The 14,949-nt window shown below is 68.6% G+C and carries 17 protein-coding genes; 7 read left to right on the top strand and 10 right to left on the bottom strand.

Annotation, left to right across the window (positions count from 1 at the left end; translation table 11 throughout):
* The first annotated feature begins 98 nt into the window (after nt 1-98).
* A complete protein-coding gene (locus AC5020_RS16420) occupies nt 99-599 on the top strand; it encodes a GNAT family N-acetyltransferase (protein WP_464989071.1) in 501 nt (166 codons plus the stop codon).
* Nucleotides 600-861: 262 nt separating this feature from the next.
* Nucleotides 862-1,116, top strand: coding sequence for a toxin-antitoxin system YwqK family antitoxin (locus AC5020_RS16415; RefSeq protein WP_464989070.1), 255 nt, complete (start codon nt 862-864; stop codon nt 1,114-1,116).
* A 68-nt stretch (nt 1,117-1,184) separates the two neighbouring features.
* Here the strand turns inward: AC5020_RS16415 and AC5020_RS16410 are convergent, their stop codons facing one another.
* The 7 genes from AC5020_RS16410 to AC5020_RS16380 all read right to left on the bottom strand — a co-directional run bounded on the left by AC5020_RS16410 (nt 1,185) and on the right by AC5020_RS16380 (nt 7,626).
* Nucleotides 1,185-1,526: a YciI family protein gene (locus AC5020_RS16410; protein ID WP_464989069.1), complete on the bottom strand. Its 342-nt coding sequence runs from the start codon at nt 1,524-1,526 to the stop codon at nt 1,185-1,187.
* A 287-nt stretch (nt 1,527-1,813) separates the two neighbouring features.
* Nucleotides 1,814-2,452, bottom strand: coding sequence for a hypothetical protein (locus tag AC5020_RS16405; RefSeq protein ID WP_464989068.1), 639 nt, complete (start codon nt 2,450-2,452; stop codon nt 1,814-1,816).
* 66 nt (nt 2,453-2,518) lie between these two features.
* Nucleotides 2,519-3,739, bottom strand: coding sequence for a cytochrome P450 family protein (locus tag AC5020_RS16400; RefSeq protein WP_464989067.1), 1,221 nt, complete (start codon nt 3,737-3,739; stop codon nt 2,519-2,521).
* Between the two features lie 53 nt (nt 3,740-3,792).
* Nucleotides 3,793-4,449, bottom strand: coding sequence for a TetR/AcrR family transcriptional regulator (locus tag AC5020_RS16395; protein ID WP_464989066.1), 657 nt, complete (start codon nt 4,447-4,449; stop codon nt 3,793-3,795).
* Nucleotides 4,450-4,554: 105 nt separating this feature from the next.
* A complete protein-coding gene (locus tag AC5020_RS16390) occupies nt 4,555-5,472 on the bottom strand; it encodes an aldo/keto reductase (RefSeq protein ID WP_464989065.1) in 918 nt (305 codons plus the stop codon).
* A 94-nt stretch (nt 5,473-5,566) separates the two neighbouring features.
* Nucleotides 5,567-6,835 carry a M24 family metallopeptidase gene (locus AC5020_RS16385; RefSeq protein WP_464989064.1) on the bottom strand — a complete coding sequence of 423 codons (1,269 nt, stop codon included), beginning with the start codon at nt 6,833-6,835 and terminating at the stop codon, nt 5,567-5,569.
* A gap of 29 nt (nt 6,836-6,864) precedes the next feature.
* Nucleotides 6,865-7,626, bottom strand: coding sequence for an SDR family NAD(P)-dependent oxidoreductase (locus AC5020_RS16380; protein ID WP_464989063.1), 762 nt, complete (start codon nt 7,624-7,626; stop codon nt 6,865-6,867).
* A 115-nt stretch (nt 7,627-7,741) separates the two neighbouring features.
* Here AC5020_RS16380 and AC5020_RS16375 point away from each other — a divergent pair, with 115 nt between their 5' ends.
* Nucleotides 7,742-8,641 carry a helix-turn-helix transcriptional regulator gene (locus tag AC5020_RS16375; RefSeq protein WP_464989062.1) on the top strand — a complete coding sequence of 300 codons (900 nt, stop codon included), beginning with the start codon at nt 7,742-7,744 and terminating at the stop codon, nt 8,639-8,641.
* A gap of 103 nt (nt 8,642-8,744) precedes the next feature.
* Here AC5020_RS16375 and AC5020_RS16370 read toward each other — a convergent pair whose 3' ends face one another.
* On the bottom strand, nt 8,745-9,032 hold the full coding sequence (locus tag AC5020_RS16370) for a hypothetical protein (protein WP_464989061.1): 288 nt from the start codon (nt 9,030-9,032) through the stop codon (nt 8,745-8,747).
* Between the two features lie 694 nt (nt 9,033-9,726).
* Between AC5020_RS16370 and AC5020_RS16365 the strand changes: the two genes are divergently transcribed.
* The 3 genes from AC5020_RS16365 to AC5020_RS16355 all read left to right on the top strand — a co-directional run bounded on the left by AC5020_RS16365 (nt 9,727) and on the right by AC5020_RS16355 (nt 12,980).
* Entirely contained in the window at nt 9,727-11,163 is a 1,437-nt protein-coding gene (locus tag AC5020_RS16365) for a hypothetical protein (RefSeq protein ID WP_464989060.1), read from the top strand.
* Nucleotides 11,164-11,390: 227 nt separating this feature from the next.
* Nucleotides 11,391-11,720: a nuclear transport factor 2 family protein gene (locus tag AC5020_RS16360; RefSeq protein ID WP_464989059.1), complete on the top strand. Its 330-nt coding sequence runs from the start codon at nt 11,391-11,393 to the stop codon at nt 11,718-11,720.
* 108 nt (nt 11,721-11,828) lie between these two features.
* Nucleotides 11,829-12,980, top strand: coding sequence for a low temperature requirement protein A (locus AC5020_RS16355; protein ID WP_464989058.1), 1,152 nt, complete (start codon nt 11,829-11,831; stop codon nt 12,978-12,980).
* Between the two features lie 65 nt (nt 12,981-13,045).
* Here AC5020_RS16355 and AC5020_RS16350 read toward each other — a convergent pair whose 3' ends face one another.
* On the bottom strand, nt 13,046-13,456 hold the full coding sequence (locus tag AC5020_RS16350; protein WP_464989057.1) for a hypothetical protein: 411 nt from the start codon (nt 13,454-13,456) through the stop codon (nt 13,046-13,048).
* A gap of 326 nt (nt 13,457-13,782) precedes the next feature.
* Here AC5020_RS16350 and AC5020_RS16345 point away from each other — a divergent pair, with 326 nt between their 5' ends.
* On the top strand, nt 13,783-14,262 hold the full coding sequence (locus tag AC5020_RS16345; RefSeq protein ID WP_464989056.1) for a GAF domain-containing protein: 480 nt from the start codon (nt 13,783-13,785) through the stop codon (nt 14,260-14,262).
* Between the two features lie 73 nt (nt 14,263-14,335).
* Here the strand turns inward: AC5020_RS16345 and AC5020_RS16340 are convergent, their stop codons facing one another.
* The gene (locus AC5020_RS16340; protein ID WP_464989055.1) at nt 14,336-14,731 is read right to left on the bottom strand and encodes a VOC family protein; all 396 of its coding nucleotides are present in this window, start codon (nt 14,729-14,731) and stop codon (nt 14,336-14,338) included.
* Nucleotides 14,732-14,949: the final 218 nt, after the last annotated feature.

The following is a 14,949-nucleotide window of genomic DNA, read 5'->3' as shown; positions in this document are numbered from 1 at the left end:
GTGGTAAACCATCTCACGGATCTCGTCCTCGGTATAGCCGGGGCTGATCGACACGGGCTTCTCCTCTCCTGACGCGGCCACACCGCGGCTACGCCTCCATGACTCACAGCCAGCCTGACGGCAGGGGGTTCGCCTCGAACACCGATATGCAGCGTCAAGGGGATGTCTCGACGATCCAGGATGCGGAACGCTACGTGTCGCATCTGCTTGATGGAGCCTCGACGCAACGGCCGTGGGCGGTCGTGGCGAATGATCGGCTCATCGGTCTCGTGAGTATCGGCGTGGACGAGTCCAACCGAAACGGTTGGTTCTGGTATTGGATGCACGCCGATGGTCGCGGCCGCGGGTGGATGTCGCGTGCTGCCGCGACCGTCGCGAACTGGGCTCTTGAAGAGGGCGGGCTCGAACGTCTGGAACTTGGTCACCGTGTCAACAACCCGGCCTCCGGCGCTGTGGCGCGCGCCGCTGGTTTCGTGCACGAGGGAACAGAGCGCAGTAAGTTCCTGATCGATGGGGAGCGGGACGACGTCGCCACATACGGCCGCCTTCGCAGCGATCCGACGCCGCGGACGACGCCACTCGAGATGCACTTCTCCTGAGGCTGGTCCGTGCCGAAACGTGGTGGAGTTCCGGTTCAACGTCCCGTGCTCGCGCTTCCTGAGCCGCACGCCGCCGCGGTCGCCCCAGTGCATGGTGACCGGGACGGTGTCGTGTGTTCGACCCGTGGTCAGCTGCTCGCGGGGCGCGCCGTCCGGCCGTTACCCCGCGCGAGTGCGCATTCCCGGATCCACCACCTTTGCGCGAAGGTGCAGACGCTGCCACGGCACGAGACCGCTGTACCGGCAGTGGAATGATGTGAGCATGGCTGAACCGAAGAAGCAGTCCGAGTTCGTCGATGGTTACTTCGTCAAGTATCACGCGGACGGAGCGTCGCGCTGGTCGCGGGGGAAGGTCGACGGCGATGTACCGGTCGGGTACTGGGAGTGGTACCGGAAGGACGGGACGCTCAAGCGTTCAGGGCATTTCGACGCCGGCGAGCCCGTCGGCGAATGGATCACCTATGACCAGAAGGGTGAACCGTACAAGGTCACGGATCGCGGACCCGGACAGTCCTGAATGTCCCCGTGTGCACGTGCAGCCGGAATCGCGGCAGATCGGAGATATCGACGACGCGCCTGCACGCGTCAGAAGATCCGGCGAACCTCCTGCGGCCAGCCGCATGCCTCGGCCAGCTTGCCAGCCCACAGCTTCGCCGCAGCGTCGTCGGCCACGTCCACGACGGTCAGTCCGCCCAGGCGCGCATCCTGCGCTGGGTACGGGCCGTCGGTGAACACGAGGGTCCCGCCCGTGTCGTCCGCGCTGAAGGCGTTGTCGAGGTTCTCGTCGACGCCGCCCGCGACGACGTAGACGCCAGCGCGCTTCATCTCCTCGACGACGTCATGGGCCCGCCGGCCGCGCTCGGCTATCGACTCGGGGCTGTGCTCGCCCACCCACTGCTGGTTGAAGTAGATGATGTACTGCGCCATGTCGGCTCCTCGAGGGCGTGCCGGAGGGCGTCCGCCGGGCCTACCCTCGTCGGTGCCGGCTGACGTGTCCAGCGGTCATAGTCGGAGTGCACGTTCGTGTTCTGCGCCAGCCGCTTTCGCGCAGAATACCGCTGCTTATCGAAGCTGCCGCGACGGCATCAGGCCACGGTTCGAGAGTCAGTCCGTGACTGGGAACGAAGCCGGCCTCATCCGCGACGATCTCGCGCTCGACCATGGGGCGGGAGGCAGCGCGACTGATGCGCCATGGTGGCGCCTATCGCGTTCGGTCACCCGGGCCGACGACGGGTTCCGCCGATCTCCTCGGGCAGAAGATCGGCGATCTCGTCCAGGTACGCGAACCCGGCCTCGACCTCGACCGGACCGAACGAGTGCTTCTGCTCGAACCAGGTCATCAGCACATCGCCCTCGAACCGGATCGGCAGCCCGCGCTCGCGCACCGCCGTGCGCACCTCCGCCGAGAGGACCCGCTGCGCCAGCACCTCGTCGCCCCGCGGCCGGACATCTCGCGCGGTCGGAGTTACCTGCAGCGTCGCCACCTCGCGAGCCAGCTGGAGCGTGAAGACCCGGTAGTGGCGCCGGTACGTCCGGCGCTCGCCGACGGTCATCGGCGTCGGGACGTAGAGCAGGCAGACGGCCTGGCGAACACGGAATGAGCCGTGCAGCATCTCCCGCGAGATGCGGCCGCGAGCGGTCTGGCTGAAGGGGAACCCGGTGAACCGATCCGCGAAGCCGGTCTCCTCGGCCTCATAGGTCCATCCCCACCGCTCGGCGAGGTCGTGCAGGGCCGTGTCCGAGTCCTGGAGGAGCGCACTCTCGCGACGCCGGCCGCGCGTCATGAGCAGCACGGCAGCCGCCACGATGGCGACGAAGACAAAGGCGAAGGGGAACGGCACGAGAAGCTCCATCGGAGGGCACCCTACCTATCCGCCCGGGCCCGGACTTCCCGCGGACTGCTCCGTCTCCGGTGCAGGTCACCAGCCGCGGGGCCTCGCGGCCCGGGTCACTGTCACCGGCAGGTGCTCGAGCCGGCGCGCGATGCCCGGCTTCCAGCGCACCTGGTCGGCGTCGGTGGCTAGGCTCAGGTCGTCGAACCGCGTCAGCAGCGTCCGGAAGGCCAGGTCGGCCTCCGCACGCGCCAGTGACGCCCCCAGGCAGTAGTGAATCCCGGTGCCGAAGGCGAGATGAGGATTGTCCTGACGGGCGAGGTCCGTGCTGCCGGCCGCCTCGAAGCGGCGCGGATCCCGGTTGGCCGTCGCGTAGACGATCTGCACTGCGTCGCCGGCGGGGATCCTCACGCCGCCGACCTCGACGTCGCGCCTGGCGTAGCGCATCGGTGCGATCTCCGCCGGGCCGGCGACCCGCAGCATCTCCTCCACGGCGACTGGCACCTGGTCGAGGTCGCCTCGCAGGCGCCGCTGCTCCTCCGGCCGGGTCAGCAGAAGCAGCAGGCCCTCGCTGAGCACGCTCACCGTCGTCTCGTGCCCGGCCAGCAGCAACGTCAGCGACAGCGAGATCAGCTCGCGGTCGCTGAGCCGGTCGCCGTCGGACTCCCGCACCTCGATCAGCGCGCTGAGCAGAGCGTCGTCGGGGTGCGTGCGCTTGCGCTCGATCAGCTCGGACATGTAGGCGACCAGGCCGCGGGCGCTGTCGGCGATCACGGTCGGGTCCGGCGCCGTCAGGCCCGACGACCATTGCTGCCAGCGCGGGGCGTCCTCGTCCGGCACACCGAGCAGCTCGCAGATCACTCGGACCGGCAGGGGCAGGGCGAAGCGGTCGATGACGTCGAACGGCTCGTCCGGGAAGTCGTCGACCAGCTCGTCGATGATGGTCTGGATACGGGGTCGCAGGGACTCCACCCGCCGGACGGTGAACGCTCGCGAGACCAGGCGCCGCAAACGGGCGTGGTCCGGGGGATCGTAGGCGCCGAGGGTCTCCGTCATGTACGGCGCGACGTCATCGGGCAAGCCGGCAGCCGCTGCCACGTCCACCGTGTCCTGCCGGGTGTTGATGTCGTTGCTGAACGATGCAGGGTCCTTCAGCACGGCTGTCGCCTCGTCGTAACCGGTGACCAGCCAGACGGGCGACTGGTCGAAGTAGAACGCGCGGCGGACCGGCGGCTCGGTGCCGATCTCGGCCCAGAACGCGTCGCGGTCCCGTGTGGTGAGCAGGTCGGACAGATGCAGGTCGGTCATCACGGTCCTTACTCCACGCCTGCGGGCGGCGTGGTCCTCGCCGACGGAGGCGGTCAGGTGGGGGAGCGGTCGTCGTCGGGTGCGGGCGGATCGGGCGTCGCAGTATCGGTCAGGGCGTCCCAGGCCTGCAGGGCGTCGTCGTCGGTGAAGACGCCACGGGTGAGCATCTCGACCATCGCGTGCGAGTAGCGCACGGTGGCGTCCGGGGAGTGCAGGTCGTCGACGCCGAAGGCACGCGCGAGGTGATCGCCGAACACCAGGGGTGCCAGCAGCCAGCTCACGTAGACGGCGGCCCGGGCTCGCGGGTCCGAGCTCGGCTGCGCCCAGCCGGCGGTTTCTCCGGTGGCCAGCTCGGCCGCGGTCACCTCGACGATCTCGTCGAACAGCGTATTGGCGGCGGCCGTGCCGTCGATCAGGGTACGGGCGAGGTACCGGCGCAGCCCGGTCGCGCCCTGCAGATTGGCCGCCAGTCGACCGACGTCGCTGAGCTGGCTCTCACGGCCGGCGGCCCCGCGGATCGTCTCGATGACGTACGCGTCGCATGCGGCGCGGAGCCCGTCGCGGGAGCCGAAATGGTGCAGCACCAGCGCCGGGGACACACCGGCATCGGCGGCGATCGCGCGGATGGTCGCTCGCGCCACGCCCTCGGTGCCGAAGCGCTCGAGGGCGGCATCGCGGATTCGAGCGCGGGCCGTGAGGTCTGAACGCATGATCAGTATGCTAAACACATGTTCAGGAGTGACGGAAGGGATGGCACGAGAAATTGCTGCCGCCCTCGCGGGTCAGGGGGTCGAGCGCGGCCCGGTCCATGCTGACTAGCCGATGCGAGTTGTGGCGTCCGCGGCGAGAGCGTCGAGCGCCGATATGTCGGCAGCCGAGAGGCGGACGTCGGCGGCGGCGATGTTCTCGGTCAGATGCTCGATGCTGCCGGTGCCCGGGATGAGCAGGGTGTTCGGGGCGTGTGCGAGCACCCATGCGAGGCTGACCTGCGCGGATGTGACACCGATGCGAACGGCGATCTCCCTCACCACGGGATGCCCGGTGGGTGAGGGAATGTGGTCGAGGGCCGATCCGAGCGGAGCGAACGGCACCCAGGCGATGTCGTGCCTCCGGCACATCACCAGAAGCGCCTCGTCCCGGCGGTCGAGGACGCTGTAGAGGTTCTGGACGCACACGATCCCCGCCGTCAGCGCGGCCTGCAGCTGGGCGGCGCTGACATTGCTGAGGCCGATGGCGCCGATTTTCCCCTCATCGCGGAGGGCCACGAGCTCGGCGAGCTGGTCATCGAGCGGCACGCCGCCACCACCCTCGTCCACGAACCCCGGCCCGGCGTCCATGCGGCGCAGGTTCACCACGGTGATGCGCTCGGTGCCGAGCTCACGCAGATCAACTTCAACGCCGCTGCGCAGTTCGTGCGGACGCTGCGCCGGTACTGTCGTCGGGGTGTGGCCGGCGTCGAAGCGGGCGCCTACTTTGCTGACCAGTGCGAGGCCGCTCGGGTACGGCGCGAGCGCCGAACGGATGAGCCGGTTGACCCTGCCGTTGCCGTAGAACGATGCGGTGTCGATGTGATTGACGCCGAGTTCCGCGGCGCGACGCAGGATGGCGTGCGCCGTGGCCTCATCTGCGTGCGCCAGCTGCATCGCTCCGTATCCGATGCGCGCGACGGGGTGGTCGCCCAGGTTCGTCGTGCCTCCAGGGGTCGGCTGGACCGCTTCTGGCTCTTGTCTCACGATGCTTCCTTTCCACAGGTGCAGGTCCGTCCTCACGAGGGGCCACCGCACGCCGTTCCGTGGCCGTCGGATCCGTCGGGAGGATTGATTCGGCTCACGGTCTCCCGGCCTCGAGGATCCGGGCGGTGTATGGATTCAGCTCGATCGGCCGGTCGTCTCCGATGATCACGGTGCCGCCGAGGTAGGCCAGTCGGCGTCCGATCACGTAGTTGGGTTCGAGGGCGAAGGTCATCCCGGGTTCGAGGCGCATATCGGCGCTCATGGTCGGGGTGTGGTCGGGCTCTGAGGGGTACGCGTCGGCGCCTGCCATGCGGCGGCTGGTCTCGCGAGGGAACCCACCGGCCGCGATCATCGGGTTCAGGGTGTGGATGCTGGGTCCGAACTCCCATCCTCCGGCGTCGGCGTACGGTGCACGGAGGTCCTCCACCGCCTCGCCGAAGCTGCGGCCGGGACGCAGCGCCCCCAGCGCGGCGTCGTAGACCGCTCTGGCGACGTCCGCGGCACGGAGCAGGTCCGGATGCGGTGCGGCGAGGCTGATGGTGACCTGGTGCTGGCTATGCCGGCCACCGATGTTGCTGAATACCTCCGCGGAGACGATGTCGCCCTCGGCCAGGGTGCGCGGCGTCTGAGGTCGGTAGCTCCACGGCGGCAGACCGGAGGCCAGCGGGTCCGGTCCTGACCAGAAATGCATGGCCGCGGGTGTGGTGCCCCGGGCATAGCCGGCTGCCATGCTCGCCGCGTACACCTCGCTCTCCGGCACACCGACCGCAGCAGTCTCGACCATGGCCCGCGCCATCGCATCGCCGATCTCGGCCGAGCGGCGCACGACGGCGATCTCCTCGGCACCCAGCGGCAGGATCAGTCGGGACACCGCCATCCCCACGGGGGTGAACTCGACCTCCGGGAACTCGCGGAGCAGCGGGTTCCACAGGCCGTACGGGATGATCCCCTCGGGATGCCATGGCGGGTAGGGCTCGAGCCCGATGACGCCGATTCTCGCTCGAGCGAGCCCGAGTTCGTGGAGAGTGCGGGCGACCACCGCGGAGTCCCGGGGCATGCGCAGGTTCTCCGGCGGTACCCACATCGCCTCGCCCCGGCGTGCGGATTCGCGGTGGTCCTTGGTGAACATCTCCATGGGAAGCAGCACGATCGGGTCGCCGTCGCGGGGAAGGATCACCGTCGTGCCTGCACGAGCGTTGGTGATCCACGCGTCGTAGGCGAACGGTGCAGGCCCGGCATCCTCGTGCTCGCCGACGACGAGCATCGCGTCGAGCCCTTCACGGCGCATGAAGGCACGCAGCAGGTCCCAGCGACGGGTGCGCTCGGCCACCGAATAGGTCGGCACGGGCGAGTCGGTCATCATCGATCCCTTCAGTGCTCGTGGAGTCGTCGTCACCACGGGACGACGCCGTTGCGGTCGCGGTAGGCCCGACTGGGTCCGGGGGAGGCGACGGCGAGCTCGACGATGGCGTCGGTGCCCTCGGTGACCGTCTGGCTGCCCTGGTGATGATTGAGGTCGGTCGCGGTGAAGCCGGGATCGGCCATGTTGAACCGGACGTCGGGGATGCCGTTTGCGTACTGCACGGTCAGCATGTTCAGCGCCGACTTCGAGACGGGATACAGCAGATGGCCCACCTGGGCTTCGAGGCGGGAAGGATCTGTCGCGACCGTCAGCGACCCCGCGCCGCTGCTGACCATCACCACCCGCGGGTCCTCCGCGGCTCGCAGCAAGGGGAGGAACGCATGGGTGACGCGAACTGGCCCGAGCACGTTGACTCGGAAGACCGGGATCAGGTGCTGCGGCAGGGTGGTCTCCGGGGTGAGGATTTCGTCCAGCGGGCCGACGCTCTCGCCGGTGATACCCGCGTTGTTGATCAGGACGTCCAGGCGATCGGTGTGCGCGCCGAGGGCCGTGACGGCGGCTTCCGCGGACTCGTCGGAGGTGACGTCGAGGGGGATGAAGGTGACGTCGGCCCCGCCGGTGGCGAGGGCCTCGGCGGCGGCTCGGCCGCGAGTCTCGTCCCGTGCGCCGAGGAAGACTCGCCAGCCGAGCTCGCCGAGGCGCCGGGCCGTCTCGTAGCCCAGGCCCTTGTTGGCGCCGGTGATCAGAACTGTGGTGGCGTGAGGGGTTGATGTATCCGGTGTGGTGTGCATGCCTCGACTGTGCTCGCCGGCAGTCATGTCATCCAGGCACGCCTGAGAATAGGAGCGCCGCTACCACCATCGCGGGCCCGGGCCCGTTGCGGATTGTGAGTGCGAGACTGAGCCGATGGACCGTGCCGAACTCGCCAAGATTCTCACCTTAGCCCGGGCCCGCCTCTGCCCGCAGGACGTCGGGCTCCCAGCCGGCCCCCGGCGACGGGTCAGCGGCCTGCGGCGCGAAGAGGTGGCGCAGCTCGCCGGCCTGAGCGTCGAATACGTGGTGCGGCTCGAGCAGGGGCGCGCATCCTGCCCGTCGGACCAGGTCCTGGAGTCGCTCACCTCCGCTCTGCAGCTCGAGCGCGATGAGCGCGACCTGGTCTTCCGCCTCGCCGGCAGCGCTCCGCCGCTTGCCGGTCGGGTCGAGATGTCAGTGCGCGCGAGCGTACTGCGACTGCTCCACCGCCTCACCGATCTCCCAGCGCTGGTGGTCTCGGCGAAGGGCGACGTGCTGGCTCAGAATCCCATCGGCTGTGCCTTGCTCGGAGACCTGCAGCGACCCGCCGAGGGCCGTCCCAACCTCATCTGGCAGCGTTTCCTCGGGACCGCCGACGTTCGCGTGGCGATCACCCCGGATGAGGACGAGGCGACCGCCGAGCAGTTCGTCGGTCTTCTGCGGACCGCGCTGTCCAGATACCCGAACGATCTGGATCTCCGCGCCCTGATCGACGAGCTCATCAGCGGCAGCGAACGATTTTGGAGCTTGTGGGAGGAAGGGCGTGCGACCGTCCAGCGTTCATTGGCGAAGACCGTCTCCCATCCACGCCTCGGCACACTCGCCCTGGACTGCGAGACGCTGCTGCTGCCGGACACGGATCAATCGCTGATCGTCTTCTCTGCCGCGGCAGGAACCCGCGAGGCCGGTGCCCTCGACCAGCTGCGCCTGCGCTGCCGCGGCTGCGGCGGCGATCCTTCGACAGTTCCGGCCGTCGACACGATTGCGTCTCGGAACCAGAGCGTCCGGGAGTGATGGTCGCGACGTTCTTCTCCGACGGCGTTCCCCAGGCGTGGCGCGGTCTGCCGAACTCCTCGGGCAGCAGATCGGCGATCTCGTCCAGATATGTGAATCCGGCCTAGACCGCGGCCGGGCCAAATGGCTGTTTCTGCTCGAACCAGGTCATCAGCACATCGCCCTCGAACCGGATCGGCAGCCCGCGCTCATGGACCGCCGTACGCACCTCCTCGGAGGGGACCTGCTGGGCCAGCGCGTCGTCGCCCCTGGGCCGGACGTCCTTCGTCGTCGGAGTCACCTGCAGCGTCGCTACCTCGTGATCCAGCCGGAGAGTGAAGACCCGGTAGTAGCGCCGATAGGTCCGGCGCTCGCCGACGGCCATCGGGGTCGGGATGTACAGCAGGCACACGGCCTCCGACCGCAGTAGGTGCCGCGGAGCATCTCCCGCGAGATGCGCCCTCTGGCCGTCTGGCTGAAGGGGAAGCCGGTGAATCGGTCCGCGAAGCCGGACTCCTCGGGCACATAGGCCCATCCCCACTGCTCGGCGAGGCTCTCCAGGGCCGTGCCCGAGCCCTGGAGCACAGCTGCCTTGCGGCGACGATTGTGCGTCATGAGGACGACGGCGGCGGCCACGATGGCGACGAAGACCAGGACGAACAGGACCGGCATGAGAATCTCCATCGGAGGGCACCCTACCGACCTGCCCGGGCCGGCTGAACGTCACGTGGTCGCGACCTCCGCGCTTGTCCGGGCTCTAATGGGACTGTGCCGCGGCCCACGCCGGGAACCGGCGCTGTGGCGTGCTCGAGAGATCCCGTCCATGGTGCCGAGCGTACGCAGAGCGGCGTGGCCCCCGCAGCCCGGATACCCCTACCTCGAAGATGAGGGCGACCAGATGGCGCGGAGGAGGCGACGGGTGGAGCACCGCGGCGCCTCATCGCAGGGGACGTGCCGGACGGGTTGCGAATCGACTGGTACACGGCATCTCCGGACGGTCAAAGGACTTCTGGACATGTGACTGAGTTCTTCCCGAGGCCGCATTTTTTTCGAGCACCCCTTGACCCGCCTGTGAACGGCCGCGTAAGTTCAGTGTTGTGTCAGGCTTGACACAGACTGCTTTCAGCTTTGTGTTTCTGCGCGCCAATGCACCGTTCTTCCTGACGCACTCCGCACCCCATGCATACGACGGAAAGGTCCGCGAGATGTCAATCAAACTCGGTCGAAAGTGGTGGGCGAGAATCGCAGCCGCGATCGCTGCTCCAGCCCTTGCGCTGAGCGCTGCTCCCCTCGCCCATGCCGAAGGTGAAAGCGGCGGTGGCCATGGTGGACACGAGGGGGGTGGCGATGCATGCACGTTCTTCCTGGACCACATGTGGTCCAACGAGGACGGCATCCCGCTCCTCGGGAGTGCGTCCCATCTGAACGAATACCACACCGACGACACGTACGATAATCTCGTGCTGTCGCTGGCCAGTGGTGCAATCGGAAACTCCGAGATGCCCGTCATCGATGTCTACGGCGGCCCGCTGGGGTGGATTCCGATTTTCAATCCTTCGCACGTGAAAGGTCACGGCACTGATTACGTCACGCTGTTGACCTCGTGTGGCGGCGTCGGTATTCCGATGGATACCAATGATCTGACGAGTCTGAACGTCGATTCCGTTGAGCAGCTGGCGGATATGTCGGACCTGATCATGCCCGGCCTACCCTCGCCCGAGATGCTGACCGATCCCACCTACCTCTGGAAGACGACCGATACGTCCGACATCCTGGAGCGCGTCACTCCCGAGACGCTGCTGGATATGGAGGAGTACGTCGGTTTCGCGGGCGATCACTTCGACACGTGGCGGCTGCTGTGGGAGACGGCGCTGAACGACGTCTCCAGCGGTAATCCCACCGGTGTGCTGGACGTCCTGGAGATCACGGACAACATCAACACCCTCGAGTCCCTCTCCGGGCCTCTGGGAGGCGACGTCGGGTCCGATCTGCTCGGTGAGGGCGGGGTCTCCGATCTCCTCGGTGAGAACCCGTCCACCGACCTCCTCGGGTCGGAGGGAGTCGGCGGCCTGCTCGGCGAGGACGCCACGTCTGAGCTGCTCGATCTCGAATCCTCCGGCCTCCTGGGCGACGACGGCCTCGGCGGTCTGCTCGGCGGCGGACTGACCGGCGGCCTGACCGAGGGTCTCACCGGGGGCGGCAGCAGCGGCAGCACGGACGCGAGCAAGTACACCGTGCTCATGTCCGGATCTGGCGACAGTGGTGCAGCGGCGCAGTGCCAGGGATCGCTCGACGGAAACGTCTTCACGGTCACCTGCGTGTATGCAGGCACGGAATCCGAGGTGACGGCGGTGACGCTGAACACCGGTGATGACGAGGTGCAGCTGGAGTCCACCGGCGGCACCGACGGCGGAGCCGCGGGCTCCGTCGAGCTCACCGACGACCAGATCGCCGCGCTGAACGCCGGCGAGTTCTCGGTCGACGTGACCACCGGCGGCTCCACCGAGGGTGCGCTCAGCGGAGCAGTCGAAGCCTGCGCCTGAGCGGGTACATGCACGCCGTCGGCATCATGGCGACGTGAGTGACGGGGCGAGGTCGACATCGTCGGCCTCGCCCCTTTCGCGCGCCACAAGGTGCGTGTCGAGACAAAGGGATAGTGTCTGCAGGTGTACGAGATCATGGCTAGAGCGGTGCACGTGGTCACGCCGGTGCCTGCAGCCCATGGCCGTCCCCGGTAACCAGAATCCCGTTCCTCCGAAGGAGCAAGCACATGGCAGCCCGGAACATCCCCGAGCCGGTGACGTCGTTCTTCGATGCTGTGAATCGCCACGACGAGAGCGCGTTCCTCGACGCCTTCAGCGACGGCGGCGTGGTCGACGACTGGGGCCGCGTCTTCACCGGCCGGGACGAGATCAAGGCATGGAGCGACGAAGAGTTCATCGGGGCCGAGGGCACACTCGCCGTCGAAGAGGTCGAGACGTCCGGCAGCATGGTCACGGTGATCGGGGACTGGCGGTCCACCCATGCCAACGGGCGCTCGCGATTCGTCGTCGACGTAGACGGGGATCAGATCACCCGGATGACCATCCGCGAAGGCTGATCAGCCCGCCTGGCCGAGCCATCGTTCCCCGGAGGAGCACCGCTCGGTGGTGTCCGAGCCGGCTCGCACACCGAGTCCTCGCCGCTAGTACTCCACGAGGTCCGCACTATGAATCTTCCGTCCCTGGCCCGCGCCGGTCACCGCCGGTCCGAGGTCGGCCCCGTCGAGCTGTTCTTCGACCTGGTCTACGTCTTCGCGATCATCCAGCTCTCCCACCTGCTGATCGAGCACCTCTCGTGGGAGGGTGCAGCGGAGACCGTCGTCGTCTTCGCCGCCGTGTGGTGGGGGTGGAACTACACGGCCTGGGCCATGAACTGGCTCGATCCGACCCGCACGATCGTGCAGCTGCTCTCCGGAGTGCTCATGCTCGGCGCGCTGGGCATGTCCATCGCCATCCCCACGGCATTCGGCGACGGGGCCTGGCTGTTCGTCGGCTGCTATCTGTTCATGGGCATCCTGCGCCCGGTGTTGATGATGGTCGCCCACCGGGGCCAGCAGCTCGCGGCCAACTACCGCATGCTGCTGCTGTGGACCCTGCTCGCCGGGATCTTCTGGGTCGCCGGGGCCGCGCTGCCTGCTGAGTGGCGGCTGCTGCTGTGGCTGGTGGCCGTCCTCATCGACTACGCCGCACCGCTGGCGCAGTTCCGCATCCCCGGCGTCGGAGCGGCGCCGATGCACCTGTGGGACACCGACGCCGAGCATCTGGCCGAGCGCAACCGCCTGGTATTCATCATCGCCCTCGGCGAGTCGATCCTGCTCATGGGCGGGACCATCGTCGACCACGGTCACTTCACCGCGAGCCTCGCCCTCAGCGCGCTCGTCGGGTTCGCCTCCCTGTTCGTGCTGTGGTGGAACTACTTCGCACTCGCCGGGCCCGAGACCAGCGGCGGGGACGCCTCCACCGGTGCCCTGCGCTCGGCCTACGCCTACGCGCACGCCCTGATGGTCCTCGGCGCGATCCTGGTCGCGGTCTCCATCGAGCTGCGTCTCGCCCACGAGCACCTCACATCAGGGGCCGTGCTGGTGACGACCGCGGGACCGCTGGTCTACCTCGCCGGCAACCTGCTGTTCCTGCGGTCCCGTTTCGGGCGCCTCGCCCGGTCGCGGTTCCTCGCGGCGGCCGTGCTGGTGGCGATCACCGTCGTCGCCCTGCCCCTGGCCGAACATCTGCCGGTGGTCCTCTTCAGCGTCGCGGTGCTGGCCGTGACGGGCGCGCTCGCCGCGCACACCGCCTACACGACGCGGACCCGGGCGGCGTGAACGGCGGGGCGCAGCGCTCCACCGATATCAGGCCCGCGCGGGAGTGCGGGTCCCGCCGTCGGGGCTCAGGCCTCGGGGTCCGGGTGCTCGGCGGGGAGGAACAGGCCGTCCCAGAAGCCACGCAGGCGCTCGCCGCCGAGGGCCAAACGCGTCCGCGGACGCCAGGTCCGCGCGGCTGCCCACCCCGCGTGCAGAGCGATGTACCCACCGATCGCCGTCATGATGAACATCGGCCACATCTGGGTCCCGATCGCGGCCGCGCCGCCGGAGATGGCGACCACCAGCGCCTCCGCACCCGCCAGCGCATACAGGCCCGCGCGGGTCAGGCGTCCGGCACGGCCGGCCGTGGGGCGGGAGACGAGCACGGCAGCCGGGCCAGCCCGTCGCCGCTCGGCGCGGATCCTGCCCATGACCGCGACGATCGCAGCGAGCAGCAGTGGCAGGGTCAGCACGACAGGGAGCGCGACCTCGTTCACGCGGTGCTCATCACGGGGTGACGAGAGAGCGTGCGACGGTCAGGAGGTCATCGACCCGCCGCTCCAGGTTGTCGATCTCCATGGCCTCAGGCCCTCTCGCTTTCGACGCGTGCCAGAATGCGTGCGATGAACCGAGTGGCCGGCTGGGCGCCGGGGGCCTCGTCCGGATGCAGGTCGGTCACGGCCGCCAGCGTAATCGGACCTGCGTGAGCAGGGCACGCCGGCTCACACGGCGGCCGTCCAGTTCTGGGCCGTCTGTCTTCCGGGCTTATACCGTCGGGGCTTGAATGGTCCGATGCCGCAGCGCAGGCAAGGAGGGAGGGCACATGGCGGGCTCCGGCGAGGTCGCGCTTTTCCGCGCACCCATGCGCTCCCGGGACGATGACGTGCCCGACGGGTCGGGCGTCGCGCGAGCCCTGCGAGAGGGAGTGTGCGGCATGGGCGGAGTCCTGCAGCGTCCGCCGAGCTCGCTGGACGAGGCGATCACCGCTGCAGCCGCTGAGCACGACGAACGGCTCGCGCGCCGCCTCGAGCGATTCGCGGAAGCACCCGAGGGTGCCTTCGTGTGGACCCGCGACGCCGAGGGCCACTACTGGCTCGGGCCGATAGCCGGCCCCTGGCGATACGACGAGCGGCAGGCCGCCGTGGCCGCCGATCTGGTCCACGTGCGCGCGTGCAGTTGGCGTGACGAGCCGATCGATCCCCGCAGTGTGCCCGCAGCCGTCGTCACCACCTTCGCCCGCGGTGGCCGGAACTGGCAGCGCATACGGTCGGCAGCGGCTTTCGAGGCGACAGCTGCGCTGTAGACGCCGGCTCACAGGTCGTCGAGCCGCCGCAACAGGTAACCGGCGACTGGGGGCGTGGGGAACGGGCGCCGGGTCACTGCGCGACACGCTCCCGCGCCTCCGTGCCCACCGGCGAGAAAACGTTGACCAGGTTCCCGTCGGGATCATGGAACAGCAGGGACCGGTTGCCCCACGGCATGGTCGTCGGCTCCTGCACGAACGTCGCGACGATGCCCTGCAACCGGGCATAGGCCGCCTCCACGTCCGCGACGAGGAGATCGAAGGTGACCGAGTGATTCGCGCCGGCGCGGACCGCACCGGCCAGCAGCGGGGCGGTCTGGGAGCTGGCGATGGCGAGAGTGCCGGTGTCTGTCCGCAGCTCGGCGAACAGAGGATGGAGGCGGGTCGCGGCGACCTCGGTGATCTGCTCGTAGAAGGCCACGAGACGGTCGACGTCGTCGGTGATGATGCGGGTGGCGGCAAGCTGCATGAGTGAGCTCCTGATCGTGAGCGGCCCGGGCACGGGCTGTGGTCTCGACGCTATGGGAGGTTCCGGTCAGAAATTGCCCGGTATGGAGAGACTTGGAGCATGCCAGGCCCTTCCGCGCGAATGCTCCGGTTGCTCGAGCTGCTCCAGTCCGCCCAGATACGCACTGTCGGGGAGCTGGCCGAGCTTCTGGAGGTCGACGAGCGCACGGTGCGCCGCTA

Source organism: Brachybacterium sp. SYSU DS0246, from assembly GCF_059391765.1.
Note: the sequence above shows the minus strand (reverse complement) of the source record. Positions and strands in the feature narration are given on the sequence as shown.

Bases quoted from the DNA above. Each gene is read 5' to 3' on its own strand.
- AC5020_RS16420 (WP_464989071.1), top strand. From the start codon at position 99: ATGACTCACAGCCAGCCTGACGGCAGGGGGTTCGCCTCGAACACCGAT.
- AC5020_RS16415 (WP_464989070.1), top strand. From the start codon at position 862: ATGGCTGAACCGAAGAAGCAGTCCGAGTTCGTCGATGGTTACTTCGTC.
- AC5020_RS16410 (WP_464989069.1), bottom strand. From the start codon at position 1,526: ATGGCGCAGTACATCATCTACTTCAACCAGCAGTGGGTGGGCGAGCAC.
- AC5020_RS16405 (WP_464989068.1), bottom strand. From the start codon at position 2,452: ATGGAGCTTCTCGTGCCGTTCCCCTTCGCCTTTGTCTTCGTCGCCATC.
- AC5020_RS16400 (WP_464989067.1), bottom strand. From the start codon at position 3,739: ATGACCGACCTGCATCTGTCCGACCTGCTCACCACACGGGACCGCGAC.
- AC5020_RS16395 (WP_464989066.1), bottom strand. From the start codon at position 4,449: ATGCGTTCAGACCTCACGGCCCGCGCTCGAATCCGCGATGCCGCCCTC.
- AC5020_RS16385 (WP_464989064.1), bottom strand. From the start codon at position 6,835: ATGATGACCGACTCGCCCGTGCCGACCTATTCGGTGGCCGAGCGCACC.
- AC5020_RS16380 (WP_464989063.1), bottom strand. From the start codon at position 7,626: ATGCACACCACACCGGATACATCAACCCCTCACGCCACCACAGTTCTG.
- AC5020_RS16375 (WP_464989062.1), top strand. From the start codon at position 7,742: ATGGACCGTGCCGAACTCGCCAAGATTCTCACCTTAGCCCGGGCCCGC.
- AC5020_RS16360 (WP_464989059.1), top strand. From the start codon at position 11,391: ATGGCAGCCCGGAACATCCCCGAGCCGGTGACGTCGTTCTTCGATGCT.
- AC5020_RS16355 (WP_464989058.1), top strand. From the start codon at position 11,829: ATGAATCTTCCGTCCCTGGCCCGCGCCGGTCACCGCCGGTCCGAGGTC.
- AC5020_RS16345 (WP_464989056.1), top strand. From the start codon at position 13,783: ATGGCGGGCTCCGGCGAGGTCGCGCTTTTCCGCGCACCCATGCGCTCC.
- AC5020_RS16340 (WP_464989055.1), bottom strand. From the start codon at position 14,731: ATGCAGCTTGCCGCCACCCGCATCATCACCGACGACGTCGACCGTCTC.